This window comes from Rhodococcus sp. Ni2, assembly GCF_021352185.1.
GTDB classification, from domain to species: Bacteria; Actinomycetota; Actinomycetes; order Mycobacteriales; family Mycobacteriaceae; genus Rhodococcus_F; species Rhodococcus_F qingshengii.
Genome location: NZ_WOXZ01000001.1, coordinates 1,270,602 through 1,288,091, shown reverse-complemented (window position 1 = coordinate 1,288,091; position 17,490 = coordinate 1,270,602). Strand labels below are relative to the sequence as shown.

The 17,490-nt window shown below is 62.5% G+C and carries 15 protein-coding genes; 8 read left to right on the top strand and 7 right to left on the bottom strand.

Annotated features, from left to right (window positions below):
- Window positions 1–24: 24 nt before the first annotated feature.
- Window positions 25–1,695, bottom strand: coding sequence for a chitobiase/beta-hexosaminidase C-terminal domain-containing protein (locus GN300_RS06125; RefSeq protein ID WP_063315751.1), 1,671 nt, complete (start codon window positions 1,693–1,695; stop codon window positions 25–27).
- A gap of 182 nt (window positions 1,696–1,877) precedes the next feature.
- Here GN300_RS06125 and GN300_RS06120 point away from each other — a divergent pair, with 182 nt between their 5' ends.
- Window positions 1,878–2,768 (top strand): LysR family transcriptional regulator, encoded by an 891-nt coding sequence (locus GN300_RS06120; protein ID WP_030537198.1) that lies wholly within the window; start codon window positions 1,878–1,880, stop codon window positions 2,766–2,768.
- On the opposite strand, the gene GN300_RS06115 is transcribed toward GN300_RS06120, so the two are convergent.
- Complete coding sequence (locus tag GN300_RS06115; protein WP_063315752.1) at window positions 2,702–3,646, bottom strand: LysR family transcriptional regulator; 945 nt, start codon at window positions 3,644–3,646, stop codon at window positions 2,702–2,704. The two genes, GN300_RS06120 and GN300_RS06115, sit on opposite strands and share 67 nt — an antisense overlap.
- Before the next feature lie 187 nt (window positions 3,647–3,833).
- Here GN300_RS06115 and GN300_RS06110 point away from each other — a divergent pair, with 187 nt between their 5' ends.
- Genes GN300_RS06110 through GN300_RS06085 form a run of 6 tightly spaced genes read left to right on the top strand, consistent with a single transcriptional unit; the run spans window position 3,834 to window position 9,877 of the window.
- On the top strand, window positions 3,834–5,393 hold the full coding sequence (locus GN300_RS06110; RefSeq protein ID WP_063315753.1) for a long-chain-fatty-acid--CoA ligase: 1,560 nt from the start codon (window positions 3,834–3,836) through the stop codon (window positions 5,391–5,393).
- Window positions 5,390–6,436: an MBL fold metallo-hydrolase gene (locus tag GN300_RS06105; RefSeq protein WP_030537195.1), complete on the top strand. Its 1,047-nt coding sequence runs from the start codon at window positions 5,390–5,392 to the stop codon at window positions 6,434–6,436. The genes GN300_RS06110 and GN300_RS06105 overlap by 4 nt, the downstream gene beginning before the upstream one ends.
- 37 nt (window positions 6,437–6,473) lie before the next feature.
- Window positions 6,474–7,235, top strand: a complete 762-nt coding sequence (locus GN300_RS06100) for a crotonase/enoyl-CoA hydratase family protein (RefSeq protein WP_063315754.1) — start codon at window positions 6,474–6,476, stop codon at window positions 7,233–7,235.
- The gene (locus GN300_RS06095; RefSeq protein ID WP_030537193.1) at window positions 7,232–8,044 is read left to right on the top strand and encodes an enoyl-CoA hydratase/isomerase family protein; all 813 of its coding nucleotides are present in this window, start codon (window positions 7,232–7,234) and stop codon (window positions 8,042–8,044) included. The genes GN300_RS06100 and GN300_RS06095 overlap by 4 nt, the downstream gene beginning before the upstream one ends.
- A gap of 30 nt (window positions 8,045–8,074) precedes the next feature.
- Complete coding sequence (locus GN300_RS06090) at window positions 8,075–8,977, top strand: LysR family transcriptional regulator (RefSeq protein ID WP_063315755.1); 903 nt, start codon at window positions 8,075–8,077, stop codon at window positions 8,975–8,977.
- A 3-nt stretch (window positions 8,978–8,980) separates the two neighbouring features.
- The gene (locus GN300_RS06085; protein WP_003939949.1) at window positions 8,981–9,877 is read left to right on the top strand and encodes a LysR family transcriptional regulator; all 897 of its coding nucleotides are present in this window, start codon (window positions 8,981–8,983) and stop codon (window positions 9,875–9,877) included.
- Here the strand turns inward: GN300_RS06085 and GN300_RS06080 are convergent.
- The 5 genes from GN300_RS06080 to GN300_RS06060 all read right to left on the bottom strand — a co-directional run bounded on the left by GN300_RS06080 (window position 9,874) and on the right by GN300_RS06060 (window position 16,077).
- Window positions 9,874–10,779: a nitronate monooxygenase family protein gene (locus GN300_RS06080; RefSeq protein WP_202427117.1), complete on the bottom strand. Its 906-nt coding sequence runs from the start codon at window positions 10,777–10,779 to the stop codon at window positions 9,874–9,876. The genes GN300_RS06085 and GN300_RS06080 overlap by 4 nt on opposite strands.
- A 53-nt stretch (window positions 10,780–10,832) precedes the next feature.
- Window positions 10,833–12,488 carry a class I adenylate-forming enzyme family protein gene (locus GN300_RS06075; protein WP_166503000.1) on the bottom strand — a complete coding sequence of 552 codons (1,656 nt, stop codon included), beginning with the start codon at window positions 12,486–12,488 and terminating at the stop codon, window positions 10,833–10,835.
- Between the two features lie 41 nt (window positions 12,489–12,529).
- Window positions 12,530–13,294, bottom strand: coding sequence for an SDR family NAD(P)-dependent oxidoreductase (locus GN300_RS06070; RefSeq protein ID WP_003939944.1), 765 nt, complete (start codon window positions 13,292–13,294; stop codon window positions 12,530–12,532).
- Window positions 13,295–13,348: 54 nt separating this feature from the next.
- The gene (locus tag GN300_RS06065; RefSeq protein ID WP_003939840.1) at window positions 13,349–14,479 is read right to left on the bottom strand and encodes a thiolase family protein; all 1,131 of its coding nucleotides are present in this window, start codon (window positions 14,477–14,479) and stop codon (window positions 13,349–13,351) included.
- Window positions 14,480–14,613: 134 nt separating this feature from the next.
- Window positions 14,614–16,077, bottom strand: coding sequence for an MFS transporter (locus tag GN300_RS06060; protein WP_174519483.1), 1,464 nt, complete (start codon window positions 16,075–16,077; stop codon window positions 14,614–14,616).
- Between the two features lie 195 nt (window positions 16,078–16,272).
- On the opposite strand from GN300_RS06060, the gene GN300_RS06055 reads away from it, so the two are divergent.
- Window positions 16,273–17,430 carry an acyl-CoA dehydrogenase family protein gene (locus GN300_RS06055; RefSeq protein ID WP_003940617.1) on the top strand — a complete coding sequence of 386 codons (1,158 nt, stop codon included), beginning with the start codon at window positions 16,273–16,275 and terminating at the stop codon, window positions 17,428–17,430.
- Window positions 17,431–17,490 lie beyond the last annotated feature (60 nt).

Sequence of the window (17,490 nt, the reverse complement as noted above, 5' to 3'; positions counted from 1 at the left end):
TCGTGTCGGGTCAGCGGGAGGACGTCAGCGGGTGAAGGCCAGGGTTGTCACCGGTGACCGGTTGCCGTATGCGTCAACGGCTTCGACGCGGGCTTCGTATGCGGTGCCCGCTGCGGCATCGGGAATCGGAATGTCGAGGCTGTTCAGCCGCGGCATGAAGTAGAAGTCCGAGAGCACCTTCGACGAGACCACCTTCGCTCCGGTGGCTGTGTCCGTGACCTCGACGGCGTAGTGGTGCACCATCTGATCGTCCTTGGCCTGCGCGATCCTCAGTGCGGTCGCACCGTTTTCGCCGGTCGTCACCGAGAGCGGAGTGCTCGAGGTGAACTCCGGCGCGTGCGTGTTCCGTGCGCCCGAGGTGTAGCGGAAGTTGTCCTTGATCTGCTGGTTGGTCGACCCGTCGAGTTCGACCGTCCACCCCGAACCGCTCAGCGTGCCCGCGCTCGAGTACGGCGGCTGCCAGTTGGCTGACCACGCGCCACCGGCGTAGATGTCGTGCTTGTCTGCCGCCATGTTGATTCGGTTGATTTCCGTGCGGTCCTGGTAGACCTCGACGAAGAGCGCTTGGGCAGTGGGTGATTCGAAACGGTTCGCGAGACCGGACTCGGTCACCATCTGGTAGCCGTGATCGATTTCGATGTACGACATCGAGCCGTCGTTGACCGACGTGAAGTCACGCTGATGGATCGACCGGTCGTCGTTGTTGTTCAGATGTGAGTGCCCGGAGAAGAAGATTGCCTGAGGGAAGGCACTCAGGTCTTCGGTCAATCGAGGGTTCGACGCCTGCTGCCCGTCCATGGCTGTGTTGCTTGCCGGCCGGTGTCCCTGGACCAGGATCGGCTTGGTCAGGTTCCCGGACTCCGCGGTGATTTCGGTCAGGCGGGACTTCAGCCAATTGCGTTGCGCTGAATCATTGTTGTAGGTTTCGGTGTTGACCGTGAAGAGATGGACACCATTGACGTCGGATTCGTAGTATCCGCCACCGGAATCCGGGAACCACTCCGCCGGGTATCCGGCTCTGATCGCCGCGAGACTTGCATCGTGATTGCCGTTGGAGATCAGGAGTTGTGTGTCGTTCATGCCCTTCCGGGCGAGGTTTGCCTGGAAGATTTCTGCGACGATCTTGTGGTCGGGCCCCTTGCCGTCTCCGTTGTCGTTGATCATGTCCCCGTTGGAGAGGATAGCGTCGGGTTTCGGGAAGATGGAACCGATTGTGTCGAAGAAGCTTTCGTACTTCTTGTCGTTGTTCGCGTGATCGCCGACGTGGACGTCGGACATCACGACGACCTGAGCCAGCGGCTTTTCCGAGGTCTTGATCAGGTAGCCGAACGAGACGGCCGCACTCGCGTGATCGCCTCGGAAAGCTGCGACAGTGACGTTGGTGTCCTGTGCGATGTGCAGCGGACGTCCCGGCGTGGCAGCTTGGCTGTCGGTGGTGGGTGTCGTTCCGTCCAGGGTGTAGCGGACGGTGGCGCCGCGCTCGGCGGTGAAGGTCAGGTCGACGGGGTGCTCGTACCGTCCGCCGGGGACGCTGACGCCGGGCGCTGCGGGCGGCGTGTTGTTCTCGCCCGAAGAGCTGCCCCATTCGAAGGACGAACTGCCCCAGCCGGGTTCGGCGTGGGATTCGGCGGGGGCGATGCCGGGAACGGCGAGAGCCGCTGTCACGGCTGCTATCGCGATGGTCGTACGTCTCACGAGGATTCCTTGTCTTCGACGCGGTGGTTCAGACCTATCCGTAATTGGTCTGGACCAATTACGGTAGGTGGCGCCGGGTAGAAGAAGGTGTGTCCTGAATGTCCGATTAATGAAGCGTGTGTGAACACCCTGCAGTGCTTGGTACCGGTATACCCGGCTGCGTTTATGGCAAAGTCGATGGAGTGGACCTACGTCAGATCGAGTACTTCCTTGCCGTTGCCGGTGGTGAGTCCTTGTCGACGGCTGCGCAGAATCTGTCGGTCACCAAGCCGTCGCTGTCGCAGGGTATTCGTGGCCTCGAGCGTGAACTCGGAGTCGAACTGTTTCACCGCGTCGGTCGCGGTTTGGTGCTGACGGCAGCAGGTCGGGCATTGGTAGGGCCGGCGAGGCAGATGACTCGCAGCAGCGCGGCCGCGTTCGACGTCGCGATCGGTACGGCCGACGAGCCTCGTGGCCGGCTCGACATCTGCTCCGCGGCACATGGTCTCGAAGGTCCGATCGCACGCATCGTGGCGGACTTTCGTGAGCGGTGGCCTGCTGTGACCGTTCGGGTCGGTGAGTTGCCGCAGGGTGCAACGTCTGAGCAGGTGTTGGCAGACGGCGCGTGCGAGGTGGTCTTCAGCTATTGGCCACCCGACATGTCGGCGCTGTCCACGAAAGTGTTGGGGGTGAACGAGTACTGGCTGGCAGTGCCGTCGGGGGTTCATCCCGACGTCTGGCCGAATGGTGTGAAACCCGCTGCGGGAGAGCCGGTGTCATTGACGGCATTGCCCGATCTCCCCGTGGTGGGTGTGCTCAAACACTCGCGGGCTCGGCTTGCCATCGAGTCGTCTCTGCAGGCCGCCGGGGCCCGGACTCGGATGTCGACGGAGTTGGCGCAGCGGGAGACCGTCGGCGCGTTCGTCTTTGCTGGTTTGGGCATGGCATTCATGGAGCGTTCGTTGGCCGAGAGATCGGTCGCGTCCGGCGCGGAGATATTTCCGGTGGAGCCGGCGATCTCACTGAATTACGGCGTCGAGTTCGATCCGGAGACGCTCTCGCCGTTGGGCAGGCTGTTCGTGGAGGGCTTGTGACGTGGGGAGATGTTCTCGATGTACGCAGACCCGGCCGGTGAGAGCGGGCCGTCGCGGTAGACCAAGATCGTCTGCCGGGTGATCGGTGGGAAAAGCGAGCGAACCTCAGATGCCGGGGAGTCTTGTTCGGCGATCGATCTGGGCAGCAGCGCGGCGCCTACACCTTGCCCGACCATTTCCCGGACAGCAAGGCGATCAGGTACTTCCACGACGACGTCGGTGAGTTCCAGATCGTCGTCGATCGAGTGCCCGCGCCGAACTGCGGATGCCTCGACCACCATCGGCAGGCGCGCGACCACGGTGCGCGGAACCGGATCGGGGAGGTCTGTGGCCAGGCGAATGGGGATCGACAAGACCGTTTCCTGGGTGCTCACGGCAATTTCTCGAAGCCCGTCGGAGACTTCGGTACCCGGGTGGGTCTCGAGAAACCCGAGTTCACACGTACCTGCTCTGACGAGCGCGCGCACGTCCTGTGCGTTGGCGGAGGCGTTCGTGGAGAACCGAATTCCGGGTGCCGTCAGATGGAGGCGTCCGGCGACCTCTGCAACAGGGTCGATGGCGAGATCGGACTGAACTGCTATGGCGAGTTCCCCGGCGCGCAAAGCGGTTACCGCAGCCACCGCGGCCTCGGCCCGAGTAACGTCGGCGAGCAACGTACGGGCAGAATCGGCAACTGCCAGTCCGACCGTGGTGGGAGCCAGACCGCGAGTGGTGCGCTCGAAGAGTGTGGCTCCGAGAGCTCGTTCGAGGTTGCGCACGGCCTGCGAGAGGGACGGTTGCGAGATACGCAGGACGTCCGCGGCGGCAGTGACGCTGCCGTGATCGACGACCGCGACGAGATACTGCGCGCTGCGTATGTCCATGCCGGGTGCCTGCATCTGACGAATTCTCCCAGATGACGGAGCCTTGGCGGCGGTGACTTGCTGCGACCTGCGGACATAGGTCTGAGCTATGGCTCTGTGCGCCTTCTCGTCTTTGTGGCGCAGGCCATAGCGATGGTCGACTGTTCCAGTACCACCGACCGCGGTTCGTGCTCGGTGAGTACCTGGAACACAGGAGCGTGATGTGAGCGAGCTTCACCTACCCAACCGGATACGCCACTCGGCGTCGACACGGCCGTCCGATCCGGCAATCACGTGCGGCGACCGAACGTTGACTTGGGCTGAGCTGGATGGCGAGACCAGCACCTTGGCGAGTGCGCTGGCAGAAGTGACCACAACGGGTGCTCGTGTCGGTGCGCTACTGCGTATGGGGCTCGAAGGTGCGGAAACCTTCATCGCATGTGCGAAGGCAGGCGCTGTGTTCATACCGTTGAACTGGCGGCTCAACCCACTCGAACTCGTCGACATCGCCGAGGACGCGGAGCTCGACGTCTTGATCGTCGATGACGAGTTCGCCGCGGGGGCGGCGGCGATGTCCGCAGCGTTGCCGGACATCGAGGTCATAACCGTGGGAGCTGCAGGGGGCCTGCCGGATTCGCGAACCTGGGCGGAGTTCGTGGCATCAGGGACCGGTGTCGATCCCGGACACGGGCACGATCCGGACGCAGCAGTTCTGCAGCTGTACACGTCCGGGACAACCGGCCGGCCCAAGGGCGTCGTGGCCACGCACCGGAATCTGTACAACGAGCCCGAGGGGTTCGATGTCTACGAATTCGGTTCGAATGCAGTCGCACTCGATGCACTTCCCCTCTTTCACATCGCCGGTGCCGGCTGGATGAGTACATGCTTGTCGGCCGGAGTGCCTTTGGTGCTGCTCGGAGACATGGCGCCTGCTCGGGTCGCTGATGCCATCGCGACCCACCGCGTCACCCACGCATTTCTGGTGCCTGCAGTCATTCAGACGCTGGTAGATCTGCCGACTCTCGACAGTTTCGATCTGACCAGCCTGGAGGTGGTCGCCTATGGGGCGTCACCGATCACTCCGGCGCTCCTCGCCCACGCGATGACTGTCTTGAACTGCAAATTCGTTCAGCGATACGGGATGACCGAGACGACGGGTTCGGTATCCGTCCTTCGTGCTTACGACCATCATGTGAGCGGGCCGCGTTCGGAGTTGCTTCGCTCTGCGGGCAAGCCGATGATCGGCGTCGAGATCTCGATTCGAGACGTCACCACTGGTGAGGAATTGCCGCCCAATAATTCCGGTGAGATCGTCGCGCGCAGTAGAAACAACACTCGCGGATACTGGCGACGTGACCGTGAGACCGCCGAATTGTTCACCCTCGACGGTTTCCTCCGAACGGGGGACGCCGGCCATCTGGACGACGAGGGGTATCTGTTCGTCACCGATCGACTCAAGGACATGATCATCTCCGGCGGAGAGAACGTCTATCCGATCGAGGTGGAATCCATTCTGGCCGAGCACCCCTCGGTCGCCGAGGTCGCGGTGGTCGGGGTTTCCGACAAGCGCTGGGGTGAATCCGTGACCGCAGTGGTCAAACTGGTCGACGGTGCCGACGTGCCGAGCGTCGACGAGTTGATCGCTTTCAGCACAGCGAAGTTGGCGTCGTACAAGAAACCTCGCCAGATCCATTTCGTGGACTCCCTACCTCGCAACGCGAGCGGAAAACTGCTCAAGTCGAGCCTGCGGACCATGCTGAACGCGAGCGGAGAAGCATCATGATCGTGACCGAAGACGTCGGTGTCGCACAACGTGAGGCATGGGCGAACAAAGTCCTTCCACCGGTCGAACAGGTGCGGGACGGATTGTGGTCGATCCCTGTTCCTATGCCGGACAACCCTTTGCGCTACGTACTCGTCTACGCACTCGCGCTCGACGACGGACTTGCCCTCATCGACGTCGGTTGGGATCACGAACAGTCGTGGCAGGCTCTCGTCGACGGCATAGCATCGATCGGATACCACGTTTCCGAAGTGCGCTATGCGGCAATCACGCACCTGCATCCCGATCACTTCGGCCTGGCGCCGCGTCTTCGGCAGGTCAGCGGCGCGACACTTGCGATGCACGTGGCCGACGCGACGCTCCTCGGGTACCACGGGCCCGAACAGACCCGCGACGACATCAGTGGCTGGAACCTGCAGTTGTCCGAACTCGGCGCACCGGCCGAAGTGCTCGACGCGTCTCGGGTCGACCTGGTGCGGTTCGCTGAGCACGAAACCATCGACATTGTTCTGGGAGAAGGGGATTCACTCGACCTACCCGGTTGGAATCTCCGCGCCCAATGGACACCGGGGCACACTCCCGGACATCTCTGTTTCGTGGAAGAGGACAGAGGCTTGTTGTTCAGCGGCGATCACATGCTGCCGAGGATCAGCCCGAACATCTCCACGATTCCCGGTGAACTCGAGAACCCACTTCATCGTTATCTTCTCTCGCTCGAGGCGACGACAACACTGGGCGAGTGCGAAGTGCTTCCGGCACATGAATATCGATTCCGTGGGATCGCCGATCGTGCACGTCAATTGATGGGGCATCACGAGGAGCGATTGGCGGAGATCGTGGCTGCGGTGCAGGATGAGCCTGAATCCACGGCCTGGGAACTCTCACGCACGATCTCCTGGTCTCGCCCGTTCGAACAGATGTCGCCGCGACTACTTCGCTTGGCAGTCCGCGAAACCCATGCTCATCTTGTTGTTTTGGCCAAGCGGGAGATCGTGACACCGTCCGGCGGCACACCCGTGCGCTGGAGCATTCGCGCGCAGTGACCTTTCAAGAATCTCATCACGGAAGTAGGAACCGAACATGAGCGTCGTGCTCACCGACTTCGCCGACGGCGTTGCCGTCATCACCCTCAATCGTCCCGAGGCCAAGAACGCGGTCAATCTCGAACTTGCCGAAGCCTTGGCTGCGGCCATCGACGAGTTCGAGGAACGGGCCGATCTCACCATCGGCATTCTGACCGGATCTGGTGGAACCTTCTGCGCCGGTATGGATCTGAAGGGATTTGCGCGCGGAGAGCGGCCATCGCTACCGGGTCGTGGTTTTGCCGGTCTGACCGAGGCACCGCCGTCGAAGCCGCTGATCGCAGCCGTCGAAGGTTGGGCACTCGCCGGCGGTTGCGAACTGGCCTTGGCGGCCGACTTGATCGTGGCGTCCACGGACGCGAAATTCGGCCTGCCCGAAGTGAAGCGGGGACTTGCCGCGGCCGCCGGCGGACTCCTACGTCTGCCGAAAATTCTTCCGTATCAGTTGGCCATGGAAATCGCGATCACGGGGGATCCACTCAGTGCCACCGTGGCGCATCATCACGGCTTGGTCAATCGGCTCGCCGAACCGGGACACGCGCTGACCGTCGCACGCGAGCTTGCGGCCCGAGCAGCGGCTAACGGTCCACTGGCTGTTCGCGCGACCAAGCAGGTACTGGCAATGTCCGCCAAGTACACCGATCCGGATGCCTTTGTCGCGCAACGCGAATTCATCGATCCGGTCTTCACCTCTCGTGATGCCAAGGAGGGCGCCACGGCATTTGCCGAGAAGCGCTCTCCCGTGTGGAGTGGTTCATGAGTGCCGAGACGATCGAGCGTGCGGCCGTAAGCATCGAACGAGACGGTGCTGTCGCGACGATTGTTCTCTGTCGGCCGCACCGCCGCAACGCTCTCGATCTCGACGCCTGGATCGCTCTACGTGAAGCAGTCCTCGAACTTCAAGAGGACGCGCAGATTCGCTCGGTGATCCTGACCGGCGCGGATGGGACCTTCTGCGCGGGCTCCGATCTGGACAAGCGTGGCTCGTCGCACCCGCTCGATCGCATGCGTGTCATCAACGCAACGGCAATCGCACTGAGTGAGTTTCCCAAACCTCTGGTGGCGAAGGTCGACGGGTTTGCCGTCGGAGCCGGATGGAACATGGCGTTGCTCTGCGACTTCGTCGTGGCGGCCAAGGGTGCGAAGTTCAGCCAGATCTTTGCCAAACGGGGGCTGTCTGTCGACTTCGGTGGTTCGTGGATCCTGCCGAGACTGGTCGGCCTCCAACAAGCCAAGCGACTGGTGATGCTTGCCGAGACGATCGACGCACAGGAAGCCTACGAGCTCGGGTTGGTGACTTATCTGGTCGAACCGGCCGAGCTGGACGAACACACGTCAACACTGGCGCAGCGGCTCGCCGCCGGCCCGCCGGCCGCACTGAGTCAGTCTGCCGCCATGCTCGAACGTCACACCTCCCTCTCGTTGCGGGAGGCCTTGGACAACGAGGCGAGGGCGCAAGCGGTCAATTTTGCGACGGATGCCACCGACGCGGTTCGTGCCTTCGTGGAAAAGCGGGAGCCGATCTTCACCGGAGAGTGGGCCGTACCAGGGGCAACTCGGGTGGAGTGAGCGACGGATCGCTGGTCGTATGATGGATGAGTGGATCTGCACTTCGTCACCTACTTCGTCGCTGTTGTCGACCACGGTGGGATAACGAAGGCCGCTCAGGCTCTCTACATTTCGCAGCCCTCGCTGTCACAGGCAATTCGTACGCTCGAGCGTCGACTCGGCGCCACGCTGTTCGACCGGACGGGCAGGCGGTTGGTTCTTACCGACGCGGGCCGCACGTTCGATCTCGCGGCCAGGAGAATCCTTGCCGACGTCGAGCGCGCGAAGGCGAAAGTGACCGCCGTTCGCGAACTCGAGTTCGGTCGTGTCGACGTCGTCTCGTACTCGGCGTTCTCGATCGATCCGATGGTCGAGTTGGTCCGGCGATTCCGGGCCAACTTCCCGAAGATCGTCGTGCGTGTTCTCGACACGTACGGCCCGGCCGGGGTCGACAATGCGTTGCGGCGAGGGTCGGCCGAGGTCGGCGTCACCGATCTGAGTATCGGGTACGAAGGTTTGGTCACGGCTCCGATTGCCACTCAGGAGTTGGTGCTCGCCACCCATGCGTCGTTGTCCGGCCGACTTGCAACGCCGTTGGCGGATCCGGTTCCGCGAGCGCTCTTGCACAGTTTGCCGCTTGTGGTCGATCTCGGTGATCAATCGAATCAGTTCCGGGGCTTGCTCAGCGAAGGCGCCGAGAACGTAGTCGTGGACTGTGTCCACCCTGTGACCACGTGGGAACTCGTGCGTCGAGGAATCGGCGCCACTGTAGTGCCGAGAAGGGTTGCACAACAGCAGATGACAGACGTCTGCGCCTTCTCCTTCGATCCGCCGCTGGCACGCGACGTCGGTATCGTCTATCGCTCGGGCGAGCAATCCCCGGCGGCCGCTGCATTCATCGCGACGGCTGCGGAAATGGCCACCTCCGCCGTTCCGTCCACGGAAGAGGAGTGAACTGTGGAGTTCCGGCAGATGGAGTACTTCCTCGCAGTGGTCGAGAACAAGGGGATCAACGGCGCCGCAGCGGCTCTCGGCGTTGCTCAGCCGACCGTGTCACAAGCGTTGCGCGGGCTCGAACGTGAACTGGGAGTGAGGCTGTTCCACCGCATCGGGCGCGGCATGGTGCTCAGTGCTGCCGGTCGCAGTCTGGTCGGCCCGAGTCGACAGGTTTTGCGAGACGTAGCTGCGGCGGCTGAACAGTTGACGGCATCCGATGGCGCCATCGTCGGTCGCCTCGACATCATGGCTTTCCCTGCACTGACCTCGGGGACGATCGTCGATCTGATTGCGGAGTTCTGTCGACGGTATCCGCAAGCGCGAGTCAGATTCTCGGAACTCGAGCGTGAGGACAATCTGGAAAGTCTCATCCGGGACGGCCACTGCGAATTCGCGGTGGCTCATCTGCCGCTCGAGGCGGGCGAAGGGCTCGAAATCGTCGAATTGGGGGAGCAGGAATACCGCCTGGTCTACCCGGCGGGAACGGAACTACCCGAGGGGCCGGTACGCCTTTCGGAAATGCCGGACATTCCCATGGTATTCGTTCCTCGCGGGGCAGCGATGGGTGACGCGATCGAAGATTCGATCCGAAAGGCCGGTACCAGAACGGAACTCGCGGTGGTGACCGAGCAACGGGAGTCGCGGCTCCCGATGGTCATCGCCGGACTCGGCGGCTCGTTGGTCGAGCGCTCGGTGGCGAAATCGATGCCTGGTCAGGTGGTGGAACGGGCCTGCGAGCCGAGATTCCTGCGTGCGTACGGTCTCGCCTTCGACCCCTCGACGTTGTCGCCGGTGGGACAGGTATTCGTGAACCTGATCCACGAGTACCTGTCCGACGAACGCCGGTCACAGCACTAGAGTCGGCAGATACGTTCTCGCGCGGCAGAGTACTCGGCGGCGAGACGCTCTACTACTGCATGCGTCGGAAGGACTGCATCGATCGCTCCGATGCCCTGTCCGGCGCCCCAGATGTCACGCCAGGCCTTGGTATCGGTGTCGTTGGTCGCGAAACTCATTGCGGATGGATCGGATTCGGCCAGGTTGTCGGGGTCCAAGCCGGCGGCAACGATGCTGCCCCGCAGGTAGTTTCCGTGTACTCCGGTGAACAGGTTGGAATAGACGATGTCGGAGGCCCCTGAACCCACGATCATCTCCTTGTACGCAGGATCCGCGTTAGCCTCTTCGGTTGCGATGAAAGCTGATCCGACGTATGCCAAATCGGCCCCGGCCGCGAGCGCAGCGAGAATCGAATCACCATGAGCGATGGCACCTGACAACAGCAGTGGACCGGCGAACCACTCACGAATCTCCCGAATCAGGGCAAACGGCGACTGCCTACCGGCATGACCACCGGCCCCGGCAGCTACCGCGATCAGTCCGTCGGCGCCCTTCTCGATCGCCTTGCGTGCAAAGCGATTGTCGATGACGTCATGGAGAACGATTCCGCCGTATGCGTGGACTGCGTCGTTGATGTCGGTGCGAGCGCCGAGGGACGTGATGACGATCGGAACCTCGAACTCGGCGATGGTCGCCAGATCCTCTTCCAGGCGGTTGTTGGACCGGTGGACGATGAGGTTGACGGCAAATGGCGCCGACGGATTCTCCGGGTGCTCACGATCATGTTCCTCACGAGCCACGGTGATCAGTTTGAGCCAATCCCGAAGTGCTGACTGCGGACGAGCATTCAGTGCCGGGAAGGACCCGATGATGCCAGAGGTGCACTGCGCGATGACGAGGTCAGGGGTCGAGATGATGAACATCGGTGAAGCGAGAACCGGGACACGCAGTTGCGACGTCAGGTCTGCGAAGGTTGTCACCTGGAACCGCCTTTCTGATCGACGGATTCGAGAAGTCTCGAGCGGAGGTCGGTCTTGAGGACCTTACCGGCAGCCGATGTCGGAAGGAGTTCTACCTCGACGACTTCGCGAATCTTCTTGTACGGCAGCACCTGCTCGGCGACGAACGCCTTGATCTGCTCGGCGTCGAACTCGGCGCCCGGAATCATCACGACGAAGGCTACGGGCTCCTGGCCGTTGCTCCCCACTTCGCGGCCGACAACCGCGGCAGTCGAGATCGCCGGGTGCGAGACCAGAATCTCTTCGAGTTCACGCGGATAGACGTTGTACCCCTTGTAGATGAGCATGTCCTTGGCCCGGTCACAGATGAAGAGGTATCCGTCCGAGTCCAGGTACGCGATGTCTCCCGTATCCAACCAGCCGTCGACGAACTGTTCTGCGGTGGTTTCCGGGTGTCCGAGATAGCCGTCGGTGACCTGAGGTCCACGCACCCAGAGTTCGCCGCGTTCGTTCTCGCCTAGAACGGTCTTCCGGTCGAGCTGATCGCGAATCTGGATTTCGGTGTCGAAGATCGGGAGGCCGACGCTGCTCTGCCGATATTCCGAGCCGTTGATCAGCGGAGCGGCCGTGACCACACAGGTGGCCTCGGTCAGCCCGTACCCTTCGACGACGAGCGCTTTGGGAAATGCCCGGCGGAGTGCGGCGAGCGTGACACTGTCGATCGGGGCGGCACCCGAAGACACGACGCACACGCTGTCGGTGTTGCGCACCGTAGCGTCGGGATGAACCGACAGTGCGTGCCACATGGCGGGAGACCCGGTGAGATAGGTGGCCTCGTGCTTTTCGATCAGCTCGAGCATCCGGCCGGGTTCGAACCGACCGGCGAACACCTGGGTGAGACCGGAAATCAACAGGAACGACGTGTTGAGCAACGAATGTGCGTGGAAGAGAGGGGAGACCACGATGGTCGCCCCGGTCCCGGGCGTCGGACCGAGCACGTCGAGGCCGTCGATGCGTCGAGGCGTGACGAGACCGTCAGGACCTGCTTCCAACTCGTGACCGGTTCTCCACCCACACATCTGCGTGATGTTGCCGACGACGTTGCGGTGAAGAACACGAACACCTTTGGAGACTCCGGTGGTTCCGCCGGTGAACGCGATGTGTGCGATGTCGTCGCTACGAACCGAGGCAGGGGTGAATTCGGTGGGTAGATCGGCGATGAAGGAGTCGAATGCGACGACCGACTCCGGTGTGTCGAGCGCGCCCTCGGTGTCCTGGACCATCACGATCGTACGCACGGAGGTTCCTGAAGCGGCCGCGAGCAGTACGTGCAGCTGCGAACTCTGAGTCACTGCAGCAACGGCGGACGTCTCTTCGATCTGCTTGCGCAGGCCGAGCTCTGGCTGCAGTGGGTTGACCAATGTGACTGTCGCCCCGGCCTGTAGGCATCCGTAGTAAGCCTGGAGGAACTCGACGCAGTTCCCGAGGTGCATCAACACCACGTCGCCGACGCCCACCCCGGCTTGCCGCAGTGCGCCGGCGAATTGCGCACTGCGCTGACCGAGTTCGCGGAAGGTGCACGTACGCTCGCCGTCCACGACGGCGAGGCGGTCACCGTAGAGCGCCGCCATGCTGGGCGCCCAGTACGCCATGGTGGTATCCGGGTATTGCATGTTGTGCCGCAGTTGTGGATTGGCGATCACGCTGGTGCCCGTCACCGGGGAGCCATTCGGATAGCGCCGTCGAGTCTGATGGTCTCGCCGTTGAGGTAGCCGTTCTCGAGCATCGAGACGGCGAGCTGGCCGAACTCGTCCGGACGACCCAGTCGTGAGGGATTGGGAACAGAGGCTTCGAGGGCCGTGCGCACGTCTTCGCGTAGGCGCGCCAGCAGGGGAGTGTCCATGATGCCGGGAGCAATGGTGTTGACGCGAATTCCGCGGCTGGCGAGATCGCGGGCAGCGGTGACCGTCATACCGACGATGCCGGCTTTGGACGCTGTGTAGTTGATCTGACCGATCTGACCTTCGAATGCTGCGACCGACGCCGTCATGACGATGGCACCTCGCTCACCGTCCACGGCGTCGAGTTCCGCCATCCGCTCGGCGCCGAGACGGAGTGCGTTGAACGAACCGACAAGATTCAGCTTGACGACGAACTCGAAATCTTCGACCGATCCGGCTTTTCCGTCCTTGTCGAGAATGCGCATACGACGCCCGGCACCCGCGCAGTGGACGACGCCGCGGAGGCCGCCGCGCTCGTGCGCCGCGTCGAGTGCTTCGGCGAATTGTTCGCTGTCGGTGACGTCGGCCGGGGCGAATTGTGCGGCAGCACCGAGATCGGCCGCCACCTGCTTACCGTCGGACGAAGGCAGATCGATCAACGTGACCTGCGCTCCGGCGTCGAGCAGCCGTCGAGCGGTTGCCAGGCCGAGGCCTGAAGCGCCGCCGGTGATCGCGGTGGAAAGTCCCTCGAGTTTCATGGATCAATTCTTCTTTCCTGCTGGATGACGTGTCGGCCCGAAAGCGTTGTCGGGTCAGATCAATTCGAGAATGGTCGCATTGGCCATGCCGCCGGCCTCGCACATCGACTGGAGACCGTAGCGAATTCCGTTGTCACGCATGTGATGTGCCAGGCGAGTCATCAAGATCGCACCTGATCCGCCGAGTGGGTGGCCGACCGCGATAGCGCCGCCGAGCGGATTCACACGATCGATGGCTGCGCCGGTTTCAGCCTGCCAGGCAAGCGGGACGGGGGCGAATGCCTCGTTGATCTCGAAGGCGCCGATGTCGTCGATGGACAATCCGGAGCGATCCAATGCCTTTGCGGTGGCGGCAATCGGACCGGTGAGCATGATGACCGGGTCGTCGGCTGCGACCACTGCGGTGTGAATACGAACGAGCGGCTTCCACCCGCGTGCCCGGGCGTACTCGCTGGTCGTGACGAGTGTGGCGCCCGCCCCGTCGGAGATCTGAGAAGAGTTGCCGGCGTGGATGGCACCGTCGGCGTCGAAGGCCGGGGGCAACTTCGCGAGCGACTCCACACTTCCGCCTCGCCGAATGCCTTCGTCCTGGGACAAGCCCGCGATCGGAGTGATCTGCCCGGTGAATGCCCCTTCATCGGTGGCACGGGCCGCGAGTTCGTGTGAGCGGAGGGAGTATTCGTCCAGAGCTGTTCGTGTGAGTGCCCATTTGCGGGCCATCATCTCGGCGCCGGTCCCCTGGCTGAAACCGTCCACCCCGTAGCGTTCGAGTACCGAAGCCGGAAAATGCTCACCGTTCTTGCTGGCGGTACCCATCGGTACTCGTGACATCGATTCGACGCCTCCGGCTACGACCACGTCGTTCTGACCGGAGATGACGGTGGCCGCAGCAAAGGAAACTGCCTGCTGGCTCGATCCGCAGGCCCGGGTCAGTGTGACGCCGGGAACGCTGTCGGGCCAGCCGGCAGCGAGTGCCGCTGTGCGGGCGATGCTTCCGGCCTGCTCGCCGACCTGACTGACGCAACCCCAGATCACGTCGTCGACCGTCGCCGCGTCGAGTCCGGTCCGTTCAGCGAGCGCACGCAGTACATGGGCGGACAACTCGGCCGGATGGATCTCCGAGAGGGCGCGGCCGCGACGGCCGATCGGTGTACGTACTGCGTCGACGATGACGGCATCTCGCATGTATCTCTCCTGCTGTTCGTGCCCGGTTCTGCGACTGTGCGGTCGGGGCGTGTCTCGAGTCGATCACGAGCGGGTCGACCCGGCAATGTCTTTCGGTGAATGGCTTTGTTAGCGAATGGCTATACGTGGAGTACTCAGCCTCGGATGAGCTTGCGATCGCGCTCGGGATTGGCGAAGACGAGGACCAGAACCGCGGCGATCACTCCGATGACGCCGATTGCCTGGAAGGACTGGGCGTAACCGTCGGCCGGGGTTGCAGCGTTGTCCACGATGACTCCCGTTGCGTAAGGAGCAATCAGGCCACCGATCGACATGATGGCGAGGAAGAATCCCATCGTTCCGGCAGTCTGCTGCGGCGGGCACAGCTCCGAGATCGCAGCGTTGATGAGCGGGAAGGTGATTGCCGAGAACCCGTAGCCGATCGAGACCATGGCGACAGCGACGATGGGAGTGGAGATCTGTGGCAGGAACAGGAGAATCGATCCGCAGATCAGAACGCCGACACAGGGAACGATGACGCGAACCGTACGAGAGGTGAAGCCGCGGCCGATCAACTTGTCCGTGACGGAACCGGAGGTGATCATGAGGACGAGACCGACGATCGAGGGCAGCGCGAACATCGAACCGGCCTGCATCGCACTGTATCCGAGGCCGACCTCGAAGTACGACGGCAACCAGGTGAGGACGACGGTGGTCAGCGCGTAGATGGTCGCGATGAGGAAGCAGCAGCTGACGAAGGTGCGGGAGAGCAGGATCTTGCGCCACGGCACGTTGGGCTCGGTGACCGCCTTCGTGGCTGTCCCGGCTGCCTCGGTTGCTTCTGTATCTGCAGTCTTGGTCGCCTTGACGGCCTTGCTCGTGTACGGGCCCTCGGACCAACCGGCCAGCCAGCAACCCATCCACACGAGACCGAGAACGGAGAGCGAGAGAACTGCTGCGCGCCAGCCGTAATGAACGGCGATGAAGGTCAGTACCGGCGCGAGGGCGATCTTTGCGACAGAGGCGGATCCGGCGAGCATTGCGCCGGGAAGGCCGCGCTTGGCCGGCGGGTGCCACGAGTACGCCGCGGTGTGCATCAGCGCCGAACTGGGGCCTTCGGCAAATCCGAGGAGCATGCGCGAGACGATCAACATCGCGAGGCTGGCGCCGAGAACGAGGGGGAGCATGACCACGGACCAGATTGCGGCCAGGATCAACAGCGCCCAACGCAGGGTCAGGTACTTGTTGAGCGGTCCGGCGAGGAATCCACCGATGCAGAACATCAGGAAGAAGAGCGAGCCGACCATGCCGATTTGCGAAGACTTCAGTCCGAGCTCACGAGCGAGGGGCTGAGCGATGATTCCGAGGACTGCCTTGTCCGCGTAGTTGACGATGTAGAGGAAAACGACGAGCCCGGTCATCGTCCACGCACGCTTGCGGGTACCGAAGACGGGAACTGCTGACGAATCTGGCGTTGCTGTTGCTTCGGGCTGGACGTCGTTACGCTGTGGCGCGATGGGGGTCACGTGGCGTCCCTTCGAGACTGGTGGGCGGATGCGATCGTGCTCGAAGCGCGGCCTCGAAGCGATCGATGGTGGTGTGTTTGCCGGCTGACTCATTCAACGTGTTCTGGATCACTTTGAGCAATGTCGCGTCGATGATCGGAACGATAGCGGTTGCCTATGTATCGCAGGTCAGGCCATATTGGTACGCCCTATCGGACGCATAGCCGATGAGTGTTGGATCGAATGCGGAACATTGAGGCAAGGTGAGATCAGGATCACCCTGTCCCCTTGACCGACTGGAGTTCATACATGCAGCGCACCGTGTTCAACGAGGATCACGAGGCATTCCGGGCAACCGTTCGCGATTTCATCGCGAAGGAAGTAACCCCGGTCCACGAGAAGTGGGAAGAGGACGGTCACCCGCCCCGTGACTTCTACCGACGACTCGGAGAGCTGGGCGTACTCGGAATTCAGGTGCCGGAAGAATACGGCGGAGGCGGCGAGAAGTCGCTCAAGTTCAACGTCGTCGTCGCCGAGGAAGTTGCTGCCGCCGGGGCGTCATTCGGCTCGCAGTCGGTGCATACGAACCTGATCCTGCCCTACCTGCTCGAGTACGCGAACGAAGAACAGAAGAGCCGCTGGTTGCCGGGCTTCGCTTCCGGAGATCTGATGTTCGCGATTGCGATGACCGAACCGGGAACAGGATCGGATCTGGCGAACATCGCGACCACGGCCAAGCTGTCGGAGGACGGTACGCACTACGTGGTCAATGGTTCCAAGACGTTCATCACCGGTGGAGTACTTGCCGACCGCGTCCTGGTGGTGTGCCGTACCGCGCCCAGCACAGCGGAGAACCGGCGCACGGGGTTGTCGATTCTGGTGATCGATACGTCGTCGCCCGGATACTCGGTGGGGCGCAAGATCAACAAGATCGGGCTCAAGACCTCCGACACTGCGGAGCTTTCGTTTGTCGACGTCAAGGTGCCCGTCGAGGACCGACTCGGAGAAGAGGGCGACGGCTTCAGCTATCTGACCCACAACCTGGCTCAGGAGCGGTTGACCATCGCGTTCGGAGCGGCCGCCACTGCCAGTGCAGCGCTTCGCTTTGCCATCGACTACGTCAAGGACCGCAAGGTGTTCGGCAAGCCGGTCGCGGCCTTCCAGAACACCAAATTCGTTCTGGCCGAATGCGCTACCGAGGTTGATGCCATCCAGCTGGTGTCCGACAACGCACTCGAATGTCATGACCGCGGCACTCTGACGATTCCCGACGCAGCGAAGGCGAAACTGTTCTGCACCGAGGCGGCAGGTCGAGTGATCGACAAGTGCCTCCAATTGCACGGCGGGTACGGCTACATCACCGAGTATCCCATCGCGCGTCTTTACGCAGACACGCGTGTCACACGAATCTACGGTGGCACAAGTGAAGTCATGAAGACCATCATCGCGAAGGATCTTGGTCTCTGACGCACTCTCGACATGTTCTCGGCCTCGGAACAAATGTTCCGAGGCCGAAAACATCTTCCG